This window comes from Aeromonas sp. Lyrl_2 (assembly GCF_051948815.1).
Taxonomy (GTDB): Bacteria; Pseudomonadota; Gammaproteobacteria; order Enterobacterales; family Aeromonadaceae; genus Aeromonas; species Aeromonas veronii.
Window position 1 is genome coordinate 45,887 of sequence record NZ_JAYJLJ010000013.1, and the last position, 19,536, is coordinate 65,422.

Below are 19,536 nucleotides of genomic sequence, written 5' to 3' on the forward strand. Positions count from 1 at the left end.
TCATATGAGGTGGGACGTATGCTCGCCGCGAGTACGGCTTGTCAGCGGATCAGCCCCTGCTCAACCAGCCAGACAAACAGCAGGCGGGAGACGGGGGAGAGCTCATCGAGGTGAGAGCTGTCGAGCCAGCGCAGCTCGGCAATTTCGGCCGATGCGATCGGGGTGCCGCTCGCTTCGCCGGTGTAGCAGCGCAGTCTCACCTCGACACCTGCCGGTTTGCCATCGGCCTGAGCGTTGAATTCGCAGGCAAAGCGCAGGGTGTCGGGTTGCAGGGTGACAGCCAGCTCCTCCTCAATCTCGCGGATCAGCGCCGCCTCGTCGCTCTCGCCCGGTTCCCGCTTGCCGCCCGGGATGTAATAGATGCCCTTGCCGTGGGAGCGGGCGCAGAGCAGTTGCTGATCTTTAAAGGTGAGCCAGGCGAGTTTGTCGATCATCCGTTTTCTCTCCAATGGGGTTGCCGTGATGAGCAGTGGCGCATTCAAGCGCACAGTTGTTTTGCATGCCGGCAGCCTAACAAAGATGAAGTTGAGTCCCAAGGAGAAAGAGGGGAGATGCCGGAAACGCACTGTTTCCAACGCGGTGACCGCGTAGCTGAATGAGTGCGCAATGGCTGGTTCACCACAGCCTTCTCGTCCCTAAAAAAGCGCACTGGCGCACATCACTACAGGGCCGGGCTGGGCGAAGGCGGGGTCCTTGTGGTTTAATCTTGCCACTTTAGCGGTAGTAGGCGACGAGCCTGCTACCTTGCGTTGGCAAGATGCAGGTGAGCAAGATGCAGATAGCAGCAGAGAGCAAGTTTATCGGACTCGGGGTCGCGGGCAATTTCGCCGGTCATCTGGAGCAGGCGGGTGAAGCGTCGGACTTCGTAGCGGTCGTGGTGCGCGATACCACGGCGCCCAAGGCGCTGTTCCCCTTCTTCGTGCCGGGCCATCCGGGTCAGCTTGGGGTATTCCCGTTGAGCGACAAGGCGATCTTCCTGCCGGAAGCGGCGGTCAGTGGTGACGAGAAGGTGCAGATCGAGCCGGAAGTAGCCCTCTGGTGCGAGCTGGAGTATGCCGGCAAGCAGGTGGTGGCGATCCATCCCCGCGCCTTTGGTGCCTATAACGATTGTTCCATCCGCCGTCCCAACGCCAAGAAGATCAGCGAGAAGAAGAACTGGGGCGAAGAGAGCAAGGGGTTGGCGGCCAACCTGCTGCCGCTTTCCGGTTTTACCGCCGGTTGCGAGCTCGATGACTATCGCATCGCCTGCTATCTGGAGCGGGACGGTGAGCTGCACGCCTACGGGGTAGATAGCGCCGCCATCGACTACAGCTACTTCCACGGCAAGCTGCTCGACTGGGCCATCGACAAGTTCAATCATCAGCAGGATGAGGGGCCGGCGGAGCACATTCAGGGGCTGCTGGCGCAGGCGGGGCATCCTCCCCACGCGCTCATCAGTATCGGCGCCACCCGTTATACCCCATTTGGCGAGACCCACTTCCTCAAGCCTGGCGACACCTCCTGTGTGGTGGTCTATCCGGGCAGCCGCTACAGCGAAGCGGATATCCGCGAGGCGATCCGCAGCCGCAACTTTGGCGCTGATATGTCGGTGCTGCTGCAAGCGGTGCAGGCGCGCTAATCAGATTGGCCCGCGGGGAGGCCACAGCCATCCTGCGGGCTGCAACAAAGAGTCATTGATGAAGATTGATACTGTAACGCGGGCCGATTATCCGGCCCTGATCGAGCTGTGGGAGGCCTCGGTGCGGGCGACCCACCACTTTCTGCAGGAGGCCGAGATCCTCGCGCTTAAACCGCTTATTCTGGAGCACTACCTCGATGCGGTGACACTGCACTGTGCCCGGACGGAGGAGGGGCGCATTGCCGGTTTTTGCGGGCTATGCGATGGCAAGATAGAGATGCTGTTTGTGGCTCCCGGGGCGCGCGGTAGTGGCGTGGGGCGTTTGCTGGTGTCCCATGCCATCACGCAGGGCGGCGCGACGCTGGTTGACGTCAACGAGCAGAACGAACAGGCGGTGGGCTTCTATCTGAAGATGGGATTCACCGTGACGGGTCGCTCGCCGCTGGATGGTCAGGGCAAGCCCTATCCTCTGCTGCATATGGCGTTGGCGCCGACCTGATCGTGCCTGATGAGGCGCAGTACCCATAAACCAACGGGGGATGGCATCAGCCATCCCCCGTTTTTTGATCGTGTTTGTTACTTGCTGGCGACCTTGTTCACCACCTTGATCAGCCGATAGCGCACGGAGGGGGCATCGGCCGGCACATCGGTGAGCTGCTCCTTGCTGACAGTGAGCTGGTAGCGGTAACCCGGCTCGAACTGGAAACCTTCAATATTCTGGTAGAACAGCGTCCAGGGCTGCTGCTCATCACTGCGAACCTGCATGCACTGCATCGGGCCAACTCCGACGCAATCGACCAGCTGGCTGTTGATATAGAGGGTCTCCCCCTGTGACGAGGCGGGGGCGCTCTGGCAGGCGGTCAGCAGCAAGGCTGCGCTGATAAACAGTGGTTTCATAATGGACTCCTTAACGCGAAAGGGGGCATTAGAGCGGCAAACAAAAAGGCGGTCAATGACCGCCTTTGTAACAAACCATATCAGCGCAGTGGTTAGCGCTGCTCGAGTGGAGTGAACTCGCGCAGCGGGTGGCCTACGTAGAGCTGGCGTGGGCGACCAATCTTGCTGTCCGGGTCTGAGTGGAACTCGTTCCAGTGCGCAATCCAGCCGATGGTGCGGGAGATGGCGAAGATCACGGTGAACATGCTCATCGGGATTCCGATCGCCTTCATGATGATGCCGGAGTAGAAGTCCACGTTCGGGTAGAGTTTCTTCTCGACGAAGTAGGGGTCGGAGAGCGCAATACGCTCCAGCTCCATGGCCACATCCAGCAGCGGATCCTTGATCTGCAGCTCGGTCAGTACTTCGTGGCAGGTTTCGCGCATCACGGTGGCACGGGGGTCGTGGTTCTTGTAGACGCGGTGACCGAAGCCCATCAGGCGGAACGGATCATTCTTGTCCTTGGCCTTGGCGATGTACTCGGGGATGCGATCCACCGAGCCGATCTCTTCCAGCATGCGCAGGCAGGCTTCGTTGGCACCACCGTGGGCCGGTCCCCACAGGGAGGCGATCCCCGCGGCGATACAGGCGAACGGGTTGGCACCGGAGGAGCCAGCCAGACGAACGGTGGAGGTGGAGGCGTTCTGCTCGTGATCCGCATGGAGGGTAAAGATACGATCCATGGCGCGTTCAACGATGGGGTTGACCTTGTACTCTTCGGTCGGCACGCCAAACATCATGTGCAGGAAGTTACCGGCATAGGAGAGGGCGTTACGCGGCTGCATGAACGGCTGGCCGATGGAGTACTTGTAACACATGGCTGCCAGAGTCGGCATCTTGGAGAGCAGACGGAAGGCACAGATCTCGCGATGCTGCTCGTTGTTGATGTCGAGGGCATCGTGATAGAAGGCGGAGAGGGCGCTGACTACACCGCACATGATGGCCATGGGGTGGGAGTCACGACGGAAGCCGCGGAAGAAGAAGGCTATCTGCTCGTGAACCATGGTGTGGCGAGTGACCAGGCGTTCGAATTCGGCATATTGCGCCTTGGTCGGCGCTTCGCCGTACAGCAGGATATAGCAGACTTCCAGATAGGTGGCCTGGGTGGCCAACTGGGCGATGGGGTAACCACGGTGCAGCAAGACACCCTGATCCCCGTCAATGTAGGTAATGGCAGATTTGCAAGAACCGGTCGCCATAAAACCGGGGTCAAAGGTGAAATACCCCTGTGATCCCAATTTTCTGACATCGATGACATCCGGGCCGATGGTGCCGGAGAGGATCGGCAGTTCGACCGGATCTTTTCCGGGCAGGTGTAGGGTGGCTATCTTATCAGCCATAGCACGTCTCCTTTGCTCTTTATAATTTGGTTCCAGTCCTACTCTATTACGACTTTTATGACGCTGGCAAAGGTTGTTACCCATACCGAAGTGGCTGGAGCGCCTTATTTGAAACAGAGTTCCTTATCAATGTCAATTTTGCTGGAACCCCATTAATGGCATTAATGAAATGTTAAATTAAATATGCGATCGAGTTTGCGGTTTTGTGTTTTCTTTGTAGCTAATTGATTGTCTTCGGTTAAGGCCGCCGATATACTGCGCCACGTGGGTCATGGCTGCGGGTGTTTGAAACGCTTTGGCAAAGCCTGATGTGAAACCGAAAACTCGCGTTTTGGCTTTTTCAGAGTGTTTTGGTAACAAAAAACCAACAATCACCATTCCGTGCCCTCAAGTGTGAGTTAAAACAATAACTAACGTGCTCAATGGAGCTGAGTGGGCAAGCGTGAAAAACAAACAGAGACCGGTCAACCTCGACCTACAGACGATCAGCTTTCCTGTCACTGCCATTGCATCCATCCTGCACCGTGTTTCAGGGGTCATTACCTTTGTTGCACTGGGCATCTTGCTGTGGATGCTTGGTACTTCACTCGCCTCTCCCGAAGGGTTTGCAACCGTGGTTGCCATCATGGACAACTTCCTGGTCAAACTCGTGCTGTGGGGGATCCTGACTGCGCTGGCATACCACATTGTGGGCGGCTTGCGTCATCTGGTCATGGATATGGGCTATTGGGAAGAGCTGGAATCCGGCAATCAGAGCGCCCGCGTGGCCTTCGTGATCACCGCGATCCTGGCTGTATTGGCGGGAGTGCTTGTATGGTAACCAATTCTGCAACCTTCGGGCGCAGCGGCGTTCACGATTACATCCTGATCCGCGCCACCGCCCTCATCATGACCTGTTATGTCCTCTATCTGGTGGGCTTTGTCGCGTTCAACGACATCACCTACGAGGTGTGGGCAGGCTTCTTCGCCAAAACATTCACCAAGGTATTCACCCTGTTGACCCTGCTCTGCGTACTGATCCATGCCTGGATTGGTCTGTGGCAGGTGCTGACTGACTATATCAAGCCGGTAGGGCTGCGCGGGGCGCTGCAATTTGCCCTGGTCGTGGTGCTGTTTGTCTATCTGATGACGGGTTTCGTCGTGCTGTGGGGTGTGTAAGGTGACTATTCCAACTCGTGAATTTGATGCGGTGGTGATTGGTGCCGGTGGGGCCGGTATGCGCGCCGCGCTGCAGATTGCCCAGTCCGGCAAGAGCTGCGCTCTGTTGTCCAAGGTTTTTCCAACCCGTTCTCACACTGTTTCCGCCCAGGGCGGGATCACGGTTGCGCTGGGCAATGCCCACGATGACAACTGGCAGTGGCATATGTATGACACGGTAAAAGGTTCCGATTACATCGGTGATCAGGAAGCCATCGAGTACATGTGCAAAACCGGTCCTGAGGCTATCTATGAGCTGGAGAACATGGGGCTGCCCTTCTCCCGTTTCGACAACGGGTCTGTCTACCAGCGTCCGTTTGGTGGTCAGTCCAAGAATTTCGGTGGCGAGCAGGCTGCCCGTACCGCAGCGGCCGCCGACCGTACCGGTCACGCCCTGCTGCACACCCTCTATCAGCAGAACGTCAAGAACAAGACCACCGTCTTCTCCGAGTGGTATGCGCTGGATCTGGTGAAAAACCAGGATGGCCATGTGGTGGGTTGTACCGCCATCGATATGGAGAGCGGTGAAGTGGTCTACTTCAAGGCCAAGGCTACCGTGCTGGCGACTGGCGGTGCCGGTCGTATCTACCAGTCCACCACCAATGCCCACATCAACACCGGTGACGGTGTCGGCATGGCGCTGCGTGCCGGCGTCGGCGTGCAGGACATGGAGATGTGGCAGTTCCACCCGACCGGCATCGCCGGTGCAGGGGTGCTGGTAACCGAAGGCTGCCGTGGTGAAGGCGGCTATCTGCTAAATAAAGATGGCGAGCGCTTCATGGAGCGTTACGCGCCGAACGCCAAGGACTTGGCCGGTCGCGACGTGGTGGCCCGCTCCATCATGATCGAGATCCGTGAAGGCCGTGGCTGCGATGGTCCCTGGGGTCCGCACATCAAGCTCAAGCTGGATCACCTCGGCAAAGAGGTGCTGGAATCCCGTCTGCCGGGGATCTGCGAGCTCTCTCGCACCTTCGCCCACGTGGATCCGGTCAAAGAGCCGATCCCGATCATCCCGACCTGCCACTACATGATGGGCGGCGTGCCGACCAACGTGAATGGCCAGTGTCTGACTCAGGACAAGAACGGCAACGATGTGCCGGTAGTCGGTCTGTTTGCGGTGGGCGAGATTGCCTGCGTCTCCGTACACGGTGCCAACCGTCTGGGTGGCAACTCCCTGCTGGATCTGGTGGTGTTCGGCCGCGCTGCCGGCATGCATCTGGTCAACACCCTGGGCGAGATGGATCACGGCCGTGATGCTTCCGAGTCGGATCTGGATGCCGCATTGTCCCGCTTCAACCGCTGGGAAAATTGCCGTGACGGGGAAGACCCGGTGCAGATCCGCAAAGACCTGCAGCGCTGCATGCAGAACAACTTCTCCGTATTCCGCGAAGGTGCGGCGATGGCAGAAGGGTTGGCCGAGCTCAAAGTTATCCGCGAGCGCCTCAAGTCAGCCCGTCTGGATGACACCTCCAAAGAGTTCAACACCCAGCGTATCGAGTGCCTGGAGCTGGACAACCTGATGGAGACGGCGTTTGCCACGGCGGTTGCCGCCAACTTCCGTACCGAGAGTCGCGGTGCTCACTGCCGCTTCGACTTCCCGGATCGCGACGATGAGAACTGGCTGTGCCACAGCCTCTATCATCCGGACACCGAGTCCATGACCCGTCGCGCTGTCAACATGTCACCCAAGACCCGTGAGGCGTTCCCGCCCAAGGTCCGGACTTACTGATTGCGGAGCCAGCCCAATGAACGTCACATTCTCTGTCTACAGATACAATCCGGATGTTGATAACGTCCCCCATATGAAGGAATATCGTCTTGATATTCCTGAAGGTTCCGACATGATGGTGCTCGACGCACTGATCCAGTTGAAAGAGCTGGATCCCACGCTCGCCTTCCGCCGCTCTTGCCGCGAAGGGGTCTGTGGATCAGACGGTCTCAACATGAATGGCAAGAACGGTCTTGCCTGTATCACCCCGCTCTCCGACCTGCTGAAGAAGGGCAATAACGTTGTTATCCGCCCCTTGCCTGGCCTGCCGGTGATCCGCGATCTGGTGATCGACATGACCCAGTTCTACACCCAGTGGGAGAAGGTCAAACCCTTCCTCATCAATGATGACAAGTTGCCGCCGGTGCGTGAGCACCTGCAATCCCCCGAAGAGCGCGCCAAGCTTGACGGCCTGTACGAGTGCATTCTCTGTGCCTGCTGCTCCACTTCGTGCCCCTCCTTCTGGTGGAATCCCGACAAGTTCATCGGTCCGGCCGGGCTGCTCGCCGCCTACCGCTGGCTGGCTGACAGCCGCGACACCGCGACCACCGAACGACTGGGGAATCTGGACGACGCCTTCAGCGTGTTCCGCTGCCATGGCATCATGAACTGCGTGAACGTCTGTCCGAAAGGCTTGAACCCGACCAAGGCGATTGGCCAGATCAAGTCGATGTTGCTCAATCGGGCTGTTTAGTATCAGGGCCGGCCAGGTGCTGGCCCGACCTCTGGATAGCCATCCCACCCGTGGCAGGATGGCTATTTGACCCCTACAAGCTGCGCAGCAGTAACAAGAAGTACAAGGGATAGAAATGCATAACGGCGTGATGAAGGCCTGGTTGGAGTCATCTCACCTGGCTGGTGCGAATGCAAGCTATATAGAGGATTTGTACGAATCCTTCCTGGAAAATCCTGACTCCGTGTCCGACGAGTGGCGCAGCCTGTTTAGCGAGCTGCCCCAGGTCAATGGCCATGCGGTTGAACAACCCCACTCCCAGGTCCGCGATTATTTCCGTCGTCTGGCCAAGGATCCCTCTCGCTACAGTGCTCCCGTCTCCGATCCGCAAGTGGATGCCAAGCAGGTGCGGGTATTGCAGCTGATCAACGCCTTCCGTTTCCGTGGTCACCAGAATGCCAATCTGGACCCGCTGGGCCTGTGGCAGCGTGAAACCGTTGCCGAACTGGATCCTGCGTTCCACAACCTGCAGGGCGCAGATATGGAGGCCACCTTCAATGTGGGCTCCTACGCCATCGGTCGCGAGACCATGGTGCTCTCCGACCTCTACGCCTCGCTGAAGAAGACCTACTGCGGCTCCATCGGCGCCGACTACATGCACCTCACCTCCACGGAAGAGAAGCGCTGGCTGCAACAGCGTCTCGAATCCATTGAAGGGAAGGGGAGCTACACCCTCGAAGAGAAGACCCGTTTCCTCGAGAGCCTGACCGCCGCCGAAGGGCTGGAGAAATATCTGGGCGCCAAGTTCCCGGGAGCCAAGCGCTTCTCGCTGGAAGGTGGCGACGCCATGATCCCCATGCTCAAGGAGCTGATCCGTCGCGCCGGTGAGCAGGGCTGCAAAGAGGCCGTTATCGGTATGGCCCACCGCGGTCGTCTCAACGTGCTGATCAACGTACTGGGCAAGCGCGCTCAGGATCTGTTCGACGAGTTTGCCGGCAAGCATGGCGAATCCTGGGGTACCGGTGATGTGAAGTACCACATGGGCTTCTCCTCCGACTTCGCCACCCCGGGTGGCAACGTCCATCTGGCGCTCGCCTTCAACCCCTCCCACCTCGAGATCGTCAACCCTGTGGTCATCGGCTCGGTCCGTGCCCGTATGGATCGTCGCGGTGACAAGGATGGCTCCAGCGTGCTGCCCATCACCATTCACGGTGACTCGGCCATGGCCGGTCAGGGCGTGGTGGCCGAGACCTTCAACATGTCCCAGACCCGCGCCTATGGTGTCGGCGGGACGGTGCGCATCGTCATCAACAACCAGGTTGGTTTCACCACCTCCTATATTCGTGACCTGCGTTCTACCGAATATTGCACCGACATCGCCAAGGCGGTGCAGGCGCCGGTGCTGCACGTCAACGGGGATGATCCGGAAGCCGTGGTGCTGGTGACCCAGATTGCACTGGATTACCGCAACACCTTCAAACGCGACGTGGTGATCGAGCTGGTCTGCTACCGTCGTCACGGTCACAACGAAGCGGACGAGCCGAGCGCAACCCAGCCGCTTATGTACCAGAAGATCAAGCAGCACCCGACCCCGCGCAAGATCTACGCCGATCAGCTGGTGGCCGAGGGGAGCCTCGCTCAGGAGCGGGCTACCGAACTGGTCAACGAGTATCGTGAAGCGCTGGATCGCGGCGAGCGCGTAAGCAAAGAGTGGCGGCCGATGGAACTGCACTCCGTCGACTGGACCCCTTATCTGGGCCACGACTGGAACATGGCCTATGAGAGTGCCGTGCCGATGGATCACCTCAAGAGCCTCGGCGAGCGGGTGAGCCAGTATCCGGCGACCCACGTGCTGCAGCGTCAGGTCGAGAAAATTTACGAAGACCGCCGTCTGATGGCTGCCGGTGAGAAGCTGGTGGATTGGGGCTTTGCCGAAACCCTGGCCTACGCCACTCTGGTGGACAAGGGGTCCCGGATCCGCTTTACCGGTGAAGATTCCGGTCGTGGCACCTTCTTCCACCGCCACGCCGTGCTGCACAACCAGACCGATGCCAGCACCTACACCCCGCTGTGCAACCTGCACGACGAGCAGGGGCCGTTCGAGATTTACGACTCGGTACTGACCGAGAACGCGGTACTGGCCTTTGAATATGGCTACGCCAGCGCCGAGCCGGCCGGCCTCACCATCTGGGAAGCACAGTTCGGTGACTTCGCCAACTGCGCTCAGGTGGTGGTCGACCAGTTCCTCTCCTCCGGCGAGCAGAAGTGGGGCCGGATGTGCGGCCTGACCATGCTGCTGCCGCACGGTTACGAGGGGCAGGGGCCGGAGCACTCCTCCGCCCGTCTCGAGCGTTATCTGCAGATGTGCGCCCAGCACAACATGCAGGTGTGCGTCCCCTCAACCCCGGCTCAGGTATTCCACATGCTGCGCCGTCAGGTAGTGCGCCCGATGCGCCGTCCGCTCATCGTGATGACGCCCAAATCCCTGCTGCGCCACCCGCTGGCGGTCAGCAAGCTCGAAGATCTGGCGGAAGGCACGTTCCAGAACGCCATTGGCGAAATTGACGCGCTGGATCCGAAAGCGGTCAAGCGGGTGGTCTTCTGCTCCGGCAAGGTCTATTACGACCTGCTCGAAGCTCGTCGCAAGGCGGAACAGAAGGATGTGGCGATCGTGCGGATCGAACAGCTCTACCCCTTCCCGGAAGAGGAAGTGCGCGCCATTCTGGCCGATTACAGCCACGTAACCGATTTTGTCTGGTGTCAGGAAGAGCCGCAAAACCAGGGCGCCTGGTACTGCACCCGTCACAACTACGATGAGGTGCTGCCGACCGGAGCCACCCTGCGTTATGCCGGTCGTCCGGCGTCCGCCTCACCGGCGGTTGGTTACATGTCCGTCCACGCCAAGCAGCAGAAAGCCTTGGTGGAAGATGCCCTTACTCTGGCCTAAGCCCTGAACAAGAAGTAACAAGGAACTGATTAGATGACTATCGAGATCAAGGTACCGGACCTGCCGGAATCAGTGGCTGATGCCACCATTGCCACCTGGCACAAGAAGCCGGGTGATCTGGTTGCCCGTGATGAAGTGCTGGTCGACATCGAAACCGACAAGGTGGTGCTGGAAGTGCCGGCACCGCAAGCTGGCGTGCTGGGCGACATCCTGCAGGCAGAGGGGGCGACTGTCCTCTCCCGCCAGCTGATCGCCACCATCAAGGCGGCTGCCGTGGCCGGTGAAGAGACCAAGGAGAAGCCGGCTGAAGCGGTTGCCGATGATGGCGCCGATGGCCTGAGCCCCTCCGTGCGTCGTCTCATTGGCGAGCACGACATCGACGTGGCCAAGCTGACCGGCACCGGCAAGGGCGGTCGCATCACCAAGGATGATGTGGAAGCCTACATCAAGGCGCTGAGCAAGCCTGCCGCAGCCGCTCCGGTGGCTGCTGCCCCGGTCGCGCCGGTTGCCGCGCTGGCCGGTCGCAGCGAGAAGCGGGTGCCGATGACCCGTCTGCGCAAGCGCATCGCCGAGCGTCTGCTGGAAGCGAAAAACACCACTGCCATGCTGACCACCTTCAACGAGGTCAACATGAAGCCCATCATGGATCTGCGCAAGCAGTACGGCGAGATCTTCGAGAAGAAGCACGGCATCAAGCTCGGCTTCATGTCCTTCTACGTGAAGGCGGTAGTGGAGTCCCTCAAGCGCTATCCGGAAGTGAACGCCGGGCTGGATGGTGACGACATCGTCTACCACAACTACTTCGACGTCAGCATCGCCGTCTCCACCCCCCGTGGTCTGGTGACCCCGGTACTGCGCGATTGCGACAACATGAGCCTGGCCGACATCGAGAAGGCCATCAAGGATCTGGCCGGCAAGGGCCGCGACGGCAAACTGACCGTGGATGAGCTGACTGGCGGCAACTTCACCATCACCAACGGTGGTGTGTTCGGTTCCCTGATGTCCACCCCGATCATCAACCCGCCCCAGAGCGCCATTCTGGGCATGCACAAGATCCAGGATCGCCCGATGGCCGTTGATGGCAAGGTCGAGATCTTGCCGATGATGTACCTGGCCCTCTCCTACGATCACCGTCTCATCGACGGGCGCGAATCGGTAGGCTTCCTGGTCTCCGTCAAGGAGCTGCTGGAAGATCCGACCCGCCTGCTGCTGGACGTCTGAGCAACCAACTGAAAGATAACGAGGGGCCCCCGAGGCCCCCACTCACAGGGGATTGAGAAACACGAGCCCCGGACGGAAATACCTACAACACGGATAGAGCATCTATGAATCTGCATGAATATCAGGCAAAACAGCTGTTTGCCGAGTATGGCCTGCCGGTCTCCGAAGGTTATGCCTGTGCTACCCCGCAGGAAGCGGCCGAAGCGGCCGACAAGATTGGCGGCAATATCTGGGTCGTCAAATGCCAGGTACACGCCGGTGGCCGCGGTAAAGCGGGCGGCGTGAAAGTGGCCAAGAGCAAGGATGAGATCCGTGCCTTCGCCCAGAACTGGCTGGGCAAGAATCTGGTGACCTACCAGACTGACGCCAACGGCCAGCCGGTCACCAAGATCCTGGTTGAATCCTGCACCGACATCGCCAAAGAGCTCTACCTGGGCGCCGTAGTTGACCGTGGCTCCCGTCGCGTGGTCTTCATGGCCTCTACCGAAGGTGGCGTGGACATCGAGAAGATCGCCCACGAAACCCCCCATCTGATCCACAAGGCCACCCTGGATCCGCTGGTTGGCCCGCAGCCCTATCAGGCCCGCGAGCTGGCCTTCAAGCTGGGTCTGGTCGGCGATCAGATCAAACAGTTCACCAAGATCTTCATGGGTCTGGGCCAGATGTTCCTCGACTGCGACTTCGCGCTGCTGGAGATCAACCCGCTGGTGATCACCGCGCAGGGCAACCTGCACTGCCTGGATGGCAAGATCAACATCGACGCCAACGCCCTCTATCGTCAGCCCAAGCTGCGCGAAATGCACGACCCGTCACAGGATGACCCCCGCGAAGCGCACGCCGCCCAGTGGGAGCTCAACTATGTGGCCCTCGATGGCAACATCGGCTGCATGGTCAACGGCGCGGGTCTGGCCATGGGCACCATGGACATCGTCAACCTGCACGGCGGCAAGCCGGCCAACTTCCTTGACGTCGGCGGCGGAGCCACCAAGGAGCGCGTAACCGAGGCGTTCAAGATCATCCTCTCCGACAGCAACGTCAAAGCAGTGCTGGTCAACATCTTCGGCGGCATCGTGCGCTGCGACATGATCGCGGAAGGCATTATCGGTGCGGTCAAGGAAGTGGGGGTCAAGGTGCCCGTCGTGGTCCGTCTGGAAGGCAACAACGCCGAGCTGGGTGGTATCAAGCTGGCCGAGAGCGGCCTCAACATCATTGCGGCCAAGAGTCTGACCGATGCCGCGCAGCAAGTCGTCAAAGCAGCGGAGGCCAACTGATGAGCGTACTGATCAACAAGGACACCCGAGTCATCTGCCAGGGCTTTACCGGCGGTCAGGGTACTTTCCACTCCGAGCAGGCGCTCTCCTACGGTACCCAGCTGGTCGGCGGCGTCTCCCCGGGCAAGGGTGGCACCACCCATCTGGGCCTGCCGGTGTTCAACACCGTCCGTGACGCAGTCGAAGCGACCGGCGCCACCGCCACCGTCATCTATGTGCCGGCACCGTTCTGCAAGGACGCGATCCTGGAAGCGATCGACGCGGGCATCAAGCTCATCGTCACCATCACCGAAGGCATCCCGACGCTGGATATGCTGGATGTGAAAGTGAAGCTGCAAGAGACCGGCGTGCGGATGATCGGCCCCAACTGCCCGGGTGTGATCACCCCGGGTGAGTGCAAGATCGGCATCATGCCGGGTCACATTCACAAGCCGGGCAAGGTGGGCATTGTCTCCCGCTCCGGCACCCTGACCTACGAAGCGGTCAAGCAGACCACTGACGAGGGCTTTGGCCAGTCCACCTGTGTCGGTATCGGTGGCGACCCCATCCCGGGCTCCAACTTTATCGACATTCTGGAGATGTTCCAGAACGACCCGCAGACCGAAGCGATCGTGATGATCGGCGAGATCGGCGGCAACGCCGAGGAAGACGCTGCCGCCTATATCAAGGCCCACGTCACCAAGCCGGTGGTCTCCTATATCGCCGGTGTTACCGCCCCTCCCGGCAAGCGGATGGGCCACGCTGGCGCCATCATCTCCGGTGGCAAGGGTACCGCTGCCGAGAAGTTTGCCGCGCTGGAAGATGCTGGCGTGAAAACCGTCCGCTCCCTGGCCGATATCGGCAAGGCCCTGCGCGAAGTGACCGGCTGGTAATTCTGCTTAGCCCGTTATCTCTAATAAAAAGCCGCCCGATGGGCGGCTTTTTTATGGTTGAGCATTGGTGGTAGACAGCCAAATGGTGGTTTTTATATGCAATTTATGTTCGATGGTTTGCTAGAAAAATGCGCGGTATATCTCTTAATTAGGATTGCGTGATAACTTATTTGTCAGCAATGGTTTTTCTACGCCGTTCGATGTAGTAAGTTAGTCATTAGTTGATAGGGGATACTGTTATAGTAAATCATTGTTCGTAAGGGTTTTCGGGATGGGATTATATTTACGAAAGTCAGTTAGTGTGGGGCCATTTAGATTCAACTTGTCTAAGTCAGGAGTCGGTGTTTCCGCGGGAGTAAAGGGATTGCGAATAGGCGCAGGCCCAAGAGGAAACTATGTTCATATTGGGATGGGAGGGCTTTATTACCGTAAGTCATTATCAAATAATAATACGGGCGGGATTAATCAGCTGAGCCCTGATCTTGATATAAAACCATCAGTTGACTCTTATTCAGGCACACATGAACCATTGAAAGAAATTGAAAGTTCAGCTATTGAACTCATGGTTGACTCTTCATCTAAAGAATTAGTGGATGAGCTAAATAAAAAGAAGCAAAAAGTACGTCTTTGGCCACTCGTAACTATTTTAAGTGTTATTGTATTAGCTATGGCTTTTTCCCAAGATGTCCAAGCTGAGGGTATTTATTGTATTGCCACAATTAGTGTGTTTTTGATTGCTATAGCATATTACAGGGACCTTCTTGGAAAGACTGTGGTGGTAATGTACGATATTGAGTCTGATTTTGAGAATGTAGTAGAAGAACTGCATTCAGCTTTTGATTCTATGAAAGGATGTAACTCAGCTTGGCACTTAGAGGCGCAAGGACAAGTCATAGATAATAAATATCATGCAGGTGCTAGTCATTTGGTAAGGCGAAATAAAATTGGTCTATCAGTCAGTAATCCGCCATACGTAAGAACTAACATCCAAACTCCCAGTATTCCTGTGGGTAAGCAAACACTATATTTCTTTCCAGATAAAGTTCTTGTTTTTGAGAAAGATTGTGTCGGGGCGGTTTCCTATGAGAATCTTAACATCCAAATTCAAGAAGCTAAATTTATAGAGGATAATGGGGTCCCTTCTGATACAACAGTTATCGATCACACGTGGAAATACGTAAATAAAAAGGTGGGCCAGATAAGCGCTTCAAAGACAATAAACAGATTCCAGTTGTTCTCTACGAAGAGATTCATTTTTCTAGTGATACTGGATTGAATGAGCGTATTCAATTGTCGTGCACTGGTCGAGCATTCGCTTTTTGGCAAGCAATCAATCGAGTTGGTAGCGCTCATTTGGTTTAGTGTCGATAAAATGATTAGACATATTGTCTCCGAAATAAAGACACCACTCTCGAGTGGTGTCTTTATATAAAAGTGTTTAGTTATTTTTATAATCTATTGTTTTACGACAAAAGATCTAGAATTTACCAAGAAAGTCTCCCTCTCTCCAAGCAGATAAAATCCCGTGTATTAAAATCATTGCCTTCTATCATTTCAACCAACTTATTTGCTGACTGCTCTGGTGTCAGTGTTGCATCAGCAGGAGCCATTTTGGTAAGTAATGCTCCTGGGTGAACAGAGATAACTTTTATGCCCATGCTCTCCAGATCATCAGCCATACACAGTGACAGCATGTTTTGAGCTGCCTTTGCTATGCGATAGGAGAAAGAGCATTTTACTCCTTTGGCTGCGCCTGCCGCTTGCATATTTAATGAGCCTCTCCTTGAACTGATATTTACGATCAAGGATGGGGGTAATACATTTTCATTACTCAATACGGCATTAACGGTTGATAGCGCACCGACACAGTGGGTCTTAAATTCATAAACCAGCTGGTCGCCGGTGCTATGCCTTGTGTCGATTCCCGGAGTGCCAGCAGAGCCTGCATTATTTATGACGATATCTACAGCTCTGTCTTGGATAAAACAAAATAGCTGTTCTTCATAATTTTCATGGGTGACATCGGTTATCAGCACAGAGACGGCAGGGTAGAGAGTAGTGAGCATGTCACAAGCGCTGGTGGTTCTGACCACGGCGTAAACCTGATATCCGCGCTCGTAAAATGTCTGAACCAGCGCTAACCCCAATCCTCTGCTCGCTCCGGTTATCAACACTGTTTTCATCACTCAACCCATCCAGCCACATTGTTATTGAACGCCACTCCTCGATTTCGAATAACGAGGCGTATGCAGACGATCGGGGGGTTAGTATGCCACAGCCTTCGCCTGCGGCCAGAATCCAACAGGCCAAGACTGTTACGCTGTTGCAACCAAGTTGGCTGATGCTGTTTCGCTGGTGAATCAATCTTGCCTCCGCTTGGGGCAGCCCGCTGGCCATGCTGGTTGCCAATGCCCCTCCGATTTGAGGCAAAGGGCCAAGCCGAACTCGGGTTAGCTCCCGTTGATTGACCCTTGCACCGCGCGCCTTGCCATCAGGGCTTGCTATCACTCCCCGAACTAAAAATGCCGACCCAAAGGTCGGCATGTTGCTTTTAAGGGGGGCTGGTCTGGCTGCATATGCTCAGATCGCCGCTGATCAGATGCTCACCCTCGCCATTTCGGCTGAACTTACTGGCTAAAGACCGTCTGCCCGCGAAAGACGGTGCGGGTGACTTTGGTATCGGCGATCTGCTCCGGTTTGCCGGCGGCGACCAGCTGGTAGAGATCCCGATCCAGCACGATAAAGTCGGCCGATTTGCCCGCTTCGATGGAGCCGCTGATAGCCTGCTGGCGCACCGCGCGGGCGCCGTTGATGGTGTAGGCATCCAGCATCTGGTCGAGGGTGATGCGCTGGCTCGCCCGAAAGTCATCGCCGCTCTGGGGAGCATGGTTGACCCCGGCAGCCATATTGGCGAAGGGGCGCGGATCGCGGCTGTCGACCGGTGCATCGCTGCCGGCGACCAGAATGGCCCCCGCCTTGCGCGAGCTGGCTACCGGATAGAGCGCCTGCTTGAGATACCCCTTGGGATCGTACATCGCCTCGTGCAGGGATTGCCCCTTGCGGGTCGGCTGGATAAAGGGGGTGACCAGCATGTCATATTCGGGCTGGGGGTTGGTCCAGGCGTAGGTGAAGGTGAGGTAGAGGCCAAGCTGGCCGAGCCGCTGCTGATCGTCCGGATGAACCACCTGCAGATGGGCGAGGGTGTGGGGAATGCCGTGATCGCCTTTGCTGGCGCGAGCCGCCTCCAGCGCATCGAGGGCCATGCGGGTGGTGCGATCGCCGATGCTGTGCATATGGATGCTAAAGCCCTCCTTGTCGAGCGCCCCCACGTAGCGGTTCAGATCGGCGGCGCGGTAGTTGACCAGCCCCTTGCTGCCGGCATCCTCGCTGTTGGCGGTGATGGTGACCTGCTCGCCACCCTGATCTGCGGCGAGGTGGGGGGTCTGGTAGTTGGTCAGCATGCCGGCGTTGGGCAGGAAGGGGGGCGTGCTGAAGGGATCACCCTCCAGTACCCCGTCGAGGAAGATCTTGACCGCATCTGCCTTGATCAGCGGATCGCCGGCGAACTGGTCGCGCACCCGGTTGGCTTTGGCCAGATGGCCGCCGATATCGAGCTTGCCGCTGTAGTCATCCTCGTGAAAACAGGTGGCGGCGGTGACCCGCATATTGAGCAGCCCCTTCTCTTCCATCTCCCGCAGGCGATCGCGGATAAAGTCGGTGGCGCAGGCATCCTGAATGCTGGTGATGCCGCGCGAGGCCATCAGGGTCGAGACGGCGGGCAGGATCTGGCGATACTGGTTCGCCGCCTGCTCGTCATGGGCGCTCAGCAGGCCGCTGTCGGGGGAGGGGATGGCGCTGCGGGCCCCTTCGCGAATGACGCCACTATCGAGATCCACATAGGGTTTGAAGGGGGCAAAGAGGCCGCCCGGCGCCAGGGTGGCGGCGCTGAAGCCAACCTGTTTGCCGCTTTTATCGGTCGCCAGCGCCAGTGCCCGCGAGTTGTAGGCGCTGGCGTGGCCATCGACCCCGGCCAGCACCACCGGGTTGTCGGGAGCGGCGGCATCAAGGGCCGCCAGCACGGTTTTATAGGTGGCGGTGGGGGCGTTGCCCTCGTAGGGAGACCACTGGTTGATCACCAGCCAGTCGCCAGCCTTGGGGGCGTAGCGGGGCAGGCAGCTTTTCACCTTGGCCGCCAGCTCGCCGAGATCGACCGGCTTGCCGTCGAGATCGCACATATCGAGCGCCACTGTGCCCAGCAGGTGGATATGGTTGTCGTGCAGCCCCGGCAGCACCATCTTGCCCTGCAAGTCGACCACCTGGGTGTCGGGGGTGCTGAGCGCCTCGGCCCCCTGCCGGTTGCCCACATAGAGAAACTGGCCGCCGCTCACCACCATGGCTTCTGCCACCTGGCGCTGACCATCCTGAGTGTGGATCTTGCCGTTGAGATAAAGGGTGCGCGCGGCGGTGGGCGGTTGCCCCTGCTGGCAACCCGCCAGCGTGGCGGCCAGCAGCGGGGCGAGCAGCAAAAAAGTGCGGGAACGGGCGGGGTGTGGTGCCTTGCAATCCATGCGGTGATCTCCTTGAGGGTCGGGTTTTGTGCAGTGTTTACTGCATATTTCGAGATCTCTTTATGGCTGCTTGGTCAAAAAATGCCAGCAATTGCTGCAAATATTTAACGTTTTGTTTACCATGTCACATCGATCGGTGGCGAGCGGGGCGCAGTCCCCGCTTGGCTGAGGTAGCAAGATCTACCACCAGAGCGCCTGCCGATGGGCCAACAACAGGGAGGAGTGATGTCAGAGGAGTCAGTGACCGAGGGACCGTTACCCCAAGGGGTTGCCATGCGCCGCCAACCCAAACAGCAGCGCAGTCAGGCGGTGGCCAGCCGCATCGAGGAGGCGACCCTGAGCCTGTTGCAGGAGCAGGGTTTTGCGGCCCTCAACACCAATGCCATCGCCGATCGGGCGGGGGTGGGGATCAAGTCGCTCTACCACCTCTATCCCAACAAGGAGGCGATCATCGGTCGCCTCGCCATGGGGTGGCTGGCGGCGGTCTGCGAGGCGCAGGAGCAGATCCGCATTCAGGCGACCAGCTGGCCGCAGGCGCTGGTGCTGCTTGACGAGGCACTGGAGGCGCTGGAGCGCCGCTTTGTCGGCTATGGCGCCCTCTGGCATGCGATGGATCTCATCCCCGAGCTGCATGCGCTGGAGCAGCAGCACGAGCGGGGCCAGATTGACTTCTGGTCATCCCTGCTGCGTGACTTTGGCTGCCGCTGGCCGGAGCCTGAGCTCACGACGCTGGTGCGCTACTTCTATCGCACCGCCGATGTCACCAAGCAGTGCACCCGGAGTGATGGGGATCACGGCCAGCAGATGTGGCTGCTGCACCGCCACTGGAGCGAGCAGCTGATCGCCGCCGCCATTGCCGAGCCCGACCCCGAGCGGGTGTGGCAGGCAAGGCCGGCGCTGTTGCTGGGCACGGAAGTTCCGGCGGCCGACAAGTGGCGGCGATAAACCGCGTGCAAGCGTAACGGGTTGGCACTCTTTGCCCTGATCGGCGGGGCTCTTCGGCGTGGTTCTCTCTGGCGCGATACCCCAGCAAGGCGGCGCCGTGTCAGCCTGATTGTTGCGCAAGTGAGATTATGTTTTTGATGATGTTTCGCTGGTGAAACAGTGCTATTGGCGGCTGGTTGG

At 58.3% G+C, this 19,536-nt stretch carries 18 protein-coding genes; 12 read left to right on the forward strand and 6 right to left on the reverse strand.

Annotation, left to right across the window (positions count from 1 at the left end; all coding sequences use genetic code 11):
• Window positions 1-41: 41 nt before the first annotated feature.
• Entirely contained in the window at window positions 42-434 is a 393-nt protein-coding gene (locus VF684_RS12910) for an NUDIX hydrolase (RefSeq protein ID WP_075115100.1), read from the reverse strand.
• A gap of 338 nt (window positions 435-772) precedes the next feature.
• Between VF684_RS12910 and VF684_RS12915 the strand changes: the two genes are divergently transcribed.
• Entirely contained in the window at window positions 773-1,618 is an 846-nt protein-coding gene (locus VF684_RS12915) for a DUF5718 family protein (protein WP_076492000.1), read from the forward strand.
• 58 nt (window positions 1,619-1,676) lie between these two features.
• The gene (locus tag VF684_RS12920; protein WP_139440591.1) at window positions 1,677-2,117 is read left to right on the forward strand and encodes an acetyltransferase; all 441 of its coding nucleotides are present in this window, start codon (window positions 1,677-1,679) and stop codon (window positions 2,115-2,117) included.
• Between the two features lie 77 nt (window positions 2,118-2,194).
• Here VF684_RS12920 and VF684_RS12925 read toward each other — a convergent pair whose 3' ends face one another.
• The 3 genes from VF684_RS12925 to VF684_RS12935 all read right to left on the reverse strand — a co-directional run bounded on the left by VF684_RS12925 (window position 2,195) and on the right by VF684_RS12935 (window position 4,272).
• Window positions 2,195-2,515: a DUF4377 domain-containing protein gene (locus VF684_RS12925; RefSeq protein WP_139440592.1), complete on the reverse strand. Its 321-nt coding sequence runs from the start codon at window positions 2,513-2,515 to the stop codon at window positions 2,195-2,197.
• A gap of 92 nt (window positions 2,516-2,607) precedes the next feature.
• Entirely contained in the window at window positions 2,608-3,894 is a 1,287-nt protein-coding gene (locus VF684_RS12930) for a citrate synthase (protein WP_005333572.1), read from the reverse strand.
• A 177-nt stretch (window positions 3,895-4,071) separates the two neighbouring features.
• Window positions 4,072-4,272 (reverse strand): hypothetical protein, encoded by a 201-nt coding sequence (locus VF684_RS12935; RefSeq protein ID WP_124929313.1) that lies wholly within the window; start codon window positions 4,270-4,272, stop codon window positions 4,072-4,074.
• 64 nt (window positions 4,273-4,336) lie between these two features.
• Here VF684_RS12935 and sdhC point away from each other — a divergent pair, with 64 nt between their 5' ends.
• The 9 genes from sdhC to VF684_RS12980 all read left to right on the forward strand — a co-directional run bounded on the left by sdhC (window position 4,337) and on the right by VF684_RS12980 (window position 15,119).
• Window positions 4,337-4,714 carry a succinate dehydrogenase cytochrome b556 subunit gene (gene sdhC, locus VF684_RS12940; RefSeq protein WP_021231296.1) on the forward strand — a complete coding sequence of 126 codons (378 nt, stop codon included), beginning with the start codon at window positions 4,337-4,339 and terminating at the stop codon, window positions 4,712-4,714.
• Window positions 4,708-5,052: a succinate dehydrogenase, hydrophobic membrane anchor protein gene (gene sdhD, locus VF684_RS12945; protein WP_005333558.1), complete on the forward strand. Its 345-nt coding sequence runs from the start codon at window positions 4,708-4,710 to the stop codon at window positions 5,050-5,052. The genes sdhC and sdhD overlap by 7 nt, the downstream gene beginning before the upstream one ends.
• A gap of 1 nt (window position 5,053) precedes the next feature.
• The gene (gene sdhA, locus VF684_RS12950; RefSeq protein WP_026035029.1) at window positions 5,054-6,820 is read left to right on the forward strand and encodes a succinate dehydrogenase flavoprotein subunit; all 1,767 of its coding nucleotides are present in this window, start codon (window positions 5,054-5,056) and stop codon (window positions 6,818-6,820) included.
• 16 nt (window positions 6,821-6,836) lie between these two features.
• Window positions 6,837-7,553 carry a succinate dehydrogenase iron-sulfur subunit gene (locus tag VF684_RS12955; RefSeq protein ID WP_005333549.1) on the forward strand — a complete coding sequence of 239 codons (717 nt, stop codon included), beginning with the start codon at window positions 6,837-6,839 and terminating at the stop codon, window positions 7,551-7,553.
• A 115-nt stretch (window positions 7,554-7,668) separates the two neighbouring features.
• The gene (sucA, locus tag VF684_RS12960; protein ID WP_204381238.1) at window positions 7,669-10,479 is read left to right on the forward strand and encodes a 2-oxoglutarate dehydrogenase E1 component; all 2,811 of its coding nucleotides are present in this window, start codon (window positions 7,669-7,671) and stop codon (window positions 10,477-10,479) included.
• 33 nt (window positions 10,480-10,512) lie between these two features.
• Window positions 10,513-11,700, forward strand: coding sequence for a 2-oxoglutarate dehydrogenase complex dihydrolipoyllysine-residue succinyltransferase (gene odhB, locus VF684_RS12965; RefSeq protein ID WP_033116131.1), 1,188 nt, complete (start codon window positions 10,513-10,515; stop codon window positions 11,698-11,700).
• Between the two features lie 104 nt (window positions 11,701-11,804).
• Window positions 11,805-12,971: an ADP-forming succinate--CoA ligase subunit beta gene (gene sucC, locus VF684_RS12970; protein ID WP_204381237.1), complete on the forward strand. Its 1,167-nt coding sequence runs from the start codon at window positions 11,805-11,807 to the stop codon at window positions 12,969-12,971.
• Window positions 12,971-13,843, forward strand: a complete 873-nt coding sequence (gene sucD / locus VF684_RS12975) for a succinate--CoA ligase subunit alpha (protein ID WP_005346088.1) — start codon at window positions 12,971-12,973, stop codon at window positions 13,841-13,843. The genes sucC and sucD overlap by 1 nt, the downstream gene beginning before the upstream one ends.
• A gap of 271 nt (window positions 13,844-14,114) precedes the next feature.
• Window positions 14,115-15,119, forward strand: a complete 1,005-nt coding sequence (locus tag VF684_RS12980; protein ID WP_279459072.1) for a DUF4236 domain-containing protein — start codon at window positions 14,115-14,117, stop codon at window positions 15,117-15,119.
• A 208-nt stretch (window positions 15,120-15,327) separates the two neighbouring features.
• Here the strand turns inward: VF684_RS12980 and VF684_RS12985 are convergent, their stop codons facing one another.
• Window positions 15,328-16,026, reverse strand: a complete 699-nt coding sequence (locus VF684_RS12985; protein WP_139440594.1) for an SDR family NAD(P)-dependent oxidoreductase — start codon at window positions 16,024-16,026, stop codon at window positions 15,328-15,330.
• A gap of 444 nt (window positions 16,027-16,470) precedes the next feature.
• Complete coding sequence (locus tag VF684_RS12990; protein WP_139440595.1) at window positions 16,471-18,411, reverse strand: amidohydrolase; 1,941 nt, start codon at window positions 18,409-18,411, stop codon at window positions 16,471-16,473.
• A 225-nt stretch (window positions 18,412-18,636) separates the two neighbouring features.
• Here VF684_RS12990 and VF684_RS12995 point away from each other — a divergent pair, with 225 nt between their 5' ends.
• Window positions 18,637-19,356: a TetR/AcrR family transcriptional regulator gene (locus tag VF684_RS12995; protein WP_193556838.1), complete on the forward strand. Its 720-nt coding sequence runs from the start codon at window positions 18,637-18,639 to the stop codon at window positions 19,354-19,356.
• The last annotated feature ends 180 nt before the right edge of the window (window positions 19,357-19,536 follow it).

Coding starts and splice junctions, on each gene's coding strand:
- VF684_RS12935 (WP_124929313.1), bottom strand. CDS start 4,272: ATGGTGATTGTTGGTTTTTTGTTACCAAAACACTCTGAAAAAGCCAAA.
- VF684_RS12920 (WP_139440591.1), top strand. CDS start 1,677: ATGAAGATTGATACTGTAACGCGGGCCGATTATCCGGCCCTGATCGAG.
- sucA (WP_204381238.1), top strand. CDS start 7,669: ATGCATAACGGCGTGATGAAGGCCTGGTTGGAGTCATCTCACCTGGCT.
- VF684_RS12985 (WP_139440594.1), bottom strand. CDS start 16,026: ATGAAAACAGTGTTGATAACCGGAGCGAGCAGAGGATTGGGGTTAGCG.
- VF684_RS12930 (WP_005333572.1), bottom strand. CDS start 3,894: ATGGCTGATAAGATAGCCACCCTACACCTGCCCGGAAAAGATCCGGTC.
- VF684_RS12990 (WP_139440595.1), bottom strand. CDS start 18,411: ATGGATTGCAAGGCACCACACCCCGCCCGTTCCCGCACTTTTTTGCTG.
- sucD (WP_005346088.1), top strand. CDS start 12,971: ATGAGCGTACTGATCAACAAGGACACCCGAGTCATCTGCCAGGGCTTT.
- sucC (WP_204381237.1), top strand. CDS start 11,805: ATGAATCTGCATGAATATCAGGCAAAACAGCTGTTTGCCGAGTATGGC.
- odhB (WP_033116131.1), top strand. CDS start 10,513: ATGACTATCGAGATCAAGGTACCGGACCTGCCGGAATCAGTGGCTGAT.
- VF684_RS12980 (WP_279459072.1), top strand. CDS start 14,115: ATGGGATTATATTTACGAAAGTCAGTTAGTGTGGGGCCATTTAGATTC.
- VF684_RS12915 (WP_076492000.1), top strand. CDS start 773: ATGCAGATAGCAGCAGAGAGCAAGTTTATCGGACTCGGGGTCGCGGGC.
- sdhD (WP_005333558.1), top strand. CDS start 4,708: ATGGTAACCAATTCTGCAACCTTCGGGCGCAGCGGCGTTCACGATTAC.
- VF684_RS12925 (WP_139440592.1), bottom strand. CDS start 2,515: ATGAAACCACTGTTTATCAGCGCAGCCTTGCTGCTGACCGCCTGCCAG.
- VF684_RS12995 (WP_193556838.1), top strand. CDS start 18,637: ATGTCAGAGGAGTCAGTGACCGAGGGACCGTTACCCCAAGGGGTTGCC.
- VF684_RS12955 (WP_005333549.1), top strand. CDS start 6,837: ATGAACGTCACATTCTCTGTCTACAGATACAATCCGGATGTTGATAAC.
- VF684_RS12910 (WP_075115100.1), bottom strand. CDS start 434: ATGATCGACAAACTCGCCTGGCTCACCTTTAAAGATCAGCAACTGCTC.